3 protein-coding genes and 1 pseudogene are annotated in these 3,234 nt (G+C 68.8%); 3 read left to right on the top strand and 1 reads right to left on the bottom strand.

Annotated elements, in window-relative coordinates; genetic code table 11:
- Positions 1-67: 67 nt before the first annotated feature.
- Positions 68-409: pseudogene (locus ACH5AO_RS37130) on the bottom strand (hypothetical protein); the annotation flags it as partial.
- An 89-nt stretch (positions 410-498) separates the two neighbouring features.
- Between ACH5AO_RS37130 and ACH5AO_RS37125 the strand changes: the two are divergent.
- The 3 genes from ACH5AO_RS37125 (at position 499) to ACH5AO_RS37115 (ending at position 3,222) form a co-directional block, all read left to right on the top strand.
- Positions 499-1,848, top strand: coding sequence for a tetratricopeptide repeat protein (locus tag ACH5AO_RS37125; protein WP_398932547.1), 1,350 nt, complete (start codon positions 499-501; stop codon positions 1,846-1,848).
- A 127-nt stretch (positions 1,849-1,975) separates the two neighbouring features.
- A complete protein-coding gene (locus tag ACH5AO_RS37120; RefSeq protein WP_398932545.1) occupies positions 1,976-2,638 on the top strand; it encodes an AAA family ATPase in 663 nt (220 codons plus the stop codon).
- A gap of 209 nt (positions 2,639-2,847) precedes the next feature.
- Positions 2,848-3,222, top strand: a complete 375-nt coding sequence (locus tag ACH5AO_RS37115) for a hypothetical protein (protein WP_398932549.1) — start codon at positions 2,848-2,850, stop codon at positions 3,220-3,222.
- Positions 3,223-3,234: the final 12 nt, after the last annotated feature.

The raw sequence follows: 3,234 nt of genomic DNA, 5'->3' as shown, positions 1-3,234 counted from the left end.
TCAGCCCGCCCCCTTGTGGATACCGCATGCCTTCGGTGATACCGCAGAGACGACGAGCCGTCAGCCCCTACGACACCACGAGTTCAACCTCAGTAGGACGTAAACGGCAAGTTGCCCACTTCAAACGCCCTCTCAGATCCTCAGGATCCAGTGTCTCGTGTGTCCAAGATCCGGGGTCAAGGCCCGCCACCTCGGTCTCGTCGGCCGCAAGGCTCCAGCGGAGTTTCGTGGCCACCCACTCCGCGACATACCGACAGTGCACCCCGGCAGCCGGCGGCAGCCACTCGGCAGGATCCTGGTCAGCCTTGGACCGGTTCGAGCGGGCGGTCACGGCGACCAGACTCGTGGATACGCCCTGGTCGTTGGCGTACGCCTCACGGCGCTGCGCCGTCCACGCCGATGCCCCAGCTGGCAGGGGGCGTCATTCAAACTGTGCTGTATTCGAAACCGCCGGTGGTGTCGGCAAGGTGTCAGGTGCGAGCGCTATGGTGCGTGGCCGTGGACGCTACTGATCTTGACTACCGAGTCCGGACACGATCTGGCTGCATCCCGCCGGAACTGGTCTCGCGGCTGCTCGAGCACGGCCACATCGATGTGGTGGAGCTGTACGCCGGACGCGGGGAGTGGTTCTGCGCGCTGGCGTGGGCGCGGTTGCTGGGTGAGCAGGGCCGGCAGGACGACGCGTTGGATGTGCTCGCCCCGTACCTGGCGACCGGCTGGTGGACGGCCGTCGTAGACGCGGCCGAGCTGCTGGAGGGCTGGGGCCGCGTCGACGAGGCGATCGAGCTCACCCGGATCCGTATGGAGGCTGGACACCCGATGGCGCTGGAGTCCTACACGCGTCTGCTTGCCCGGCACGGCCGCGCCGAGGAGGCGTTCACCCTGCTGCGCCCGCACATCGGCGAGCTATCCCTCGACACACTGGTCGACGTCGCGGCTGCCGCGGGCCGCGACGAGGAAGCCGCCGCGCTGGTCTCCGCCCGGATCGAGCACCGGTGTTCCGACTTTCCGTGGTGCTGCAGAGGCTTCGATCGCGACACGGCGATCGGGCTGCTCGCCACGATCCGCGAGCGCCAGGGCCGCACCGACGAGGCGATCGCCCTGCTGCACACCCGGCAGCACATCACCTCCGTCAACAACCGCGACCAGCTGGCGGACCTGCTGGCGAGGCACGACCGGATCGAGGAACTGCACGCGTACGCGGCGTCCGAGTACCACGGGCACGCCGCGCAGCGCCTGGCCGAGGTGCTGGAGGAGCGCGGCGACGTGGAGGGGGCGATCGCGGCATACCGGCAGGCCGACAGACCCGTGGTCCACGACCCCAACTCGGCTTTCGGGCTCGCGCAGCTCCTGGCCCGGCACGGCCGGGGGGACGAAGCGATCGACGTGATGCGCGTCCAGGCCTACGCCCGCAACGGGGACGACTGGATCCTCCATGCTCTGTCCGACCTGTGCCTTGACCAGGGCCGCCCTGAGGAGGGCCTGGCGCACCTCGATGCCCTCGCCGCTGCCCGCGGGGGCGCGGAGGAGTGGGACCTGTACTGGATACGGCTGCCGCTGATCGCCGCTCGCGACGGCGTCGACGAAGCGATCGCACAGGCCCGCTCCCACCCCGAGGGCGCCACCTTGTACGCGGCGCCGCACATCGCCGAGCTGCTCGCCGGCGCCGGACGCACCGAGGAGGCCGTCGCCGTCCTCGAACAGCACCCCTCTGCGAACAGCCATGACCTGGCCGGCTACCTCATCGACCTCGGCCGCGTCGAGGACGCCCTGGAGGTCCTCCAACGGCGCACCCCCCGGCAGCCCGAGCTGTCGGACGGCCCCTGGTACGACGATCCCCCGTTCTGAGGCCCTGCCCGGTCCGGGCCTGCTGGGTAACGTCCCGTCACCTGGAGAGCGGTGTGCTGGTCGAACGTGGCACGGTGGCGGCGTGAACCCGCTGCCCCTCTCTCGGACGTCCCCTCACCGCGGCCAGGTGATCATCCTGACCGGGCCGCCCGGAGCCGGCAAGAGCACCGTGGCGCAACTGCTGGCAGATCACCTGACTCCCAGCGTCCACCTGCACAGCGACGACTTTTGGCGCTTTATCAAGCAGGGCTGGATCGCGCCTTACCTGCCTGAAGCACATCAACAGAACCAGGTAGTCCTGCAGGTACTGGTCTCGGCAGCGTTCGGCTACGCCGACGGCGGCTACCAGGTGATCTGCGACGGCATCGTCGGGCCCTGGTTCATCGACCTCTTCCGCGTGACGGCCCAGGAGCGGGCCCTGCCGCTGAGCTACGTCATCCTTCGGCCGGGCCAACGCACCACGCTGGAACGGGCAACGAACCGGGCTGGCGACGCTTTGACCGACCCCGAGCCGATCCGCTCACTGCACGACCAGTTCAGCAACCTGGGCGCCTATGAGGCCCACGTCCTGGATTCCACCAACCTGACCGCTGAGGCAACCGCCGACAGCATCCTGCAAGGCGTCGCGAAGGGCGCCTACCTCCTCAACCCGAGCGACAGCACCACCGACGCGAACAACCCGATCCACAACTCTTGCCAATGGCTCCCTTCACGGAGGCGGAGGACGTCATCACCGCTGTGCTGTCCGACCCTGGGGTGCAGGAGGCGCGGGACTGGTGAGCGGCGGTGAGTGAGACCGGCGACAGCACCCCGGGGCGCACGGGCGGACCGGGGTCCTTCGCTGTCCGGGGGCCAGCGGCACCGCTCCCAGGCCCTACACTCACTGAGAGGCTGTTGTCTTTCCGAGTCTGACGACTGCGTTTTCGCTGGTCATGGATAGGTGCGGCGTCGGTGTGGGAGTGATGGACCATCGTTTCGTCGCTCCCGTGGAGGTTGCGGATGCCGTCGGTTGTCGGACTGCTGGAACAGCACGAGCTTGCCGCCCGTCGCCGTGTGGACGGGCTGCGCGAGGAGGCCGACCGCATCCAGGCCGAGCTTGCAACGGCCGAGCAGGAATGGCTGGAGTGGACGATCGCCCGCGAGCGCGTTGGTGCGGTGCTGTCCGCGCCGGGCGGCGATTCAGCCGACGCGGTGGCCGCCGAGCAACCGGGCCGTGCCGGGCTGGAAGCAGGGGTGCAGGCGTCGGCGCCCGTGGCGGCGAAGGCGAAGTCGCAGGTTCCGGTATGGCGCGAAGGGCCTGCCGATCATCAAGGTGTTGCTTTCGGGGGTGGGGTCTCGTTGATGTCGTATGCGCATCCCGGACGAGACTCGTGATCAACTTGCTGT

This window comes from Streptomyces sp. NPDC018964, from assembly GCF_044390325.1.
Taxonomy (GTDB): domain Bacteria; phylum Actinomycetota; class Actinomycetes; order Streptomycetales; family Streptomycetaceae; genus Streptomyces.
This window is presented reverse-complemented; position numbering and strand designations above follow the sequence as displayed.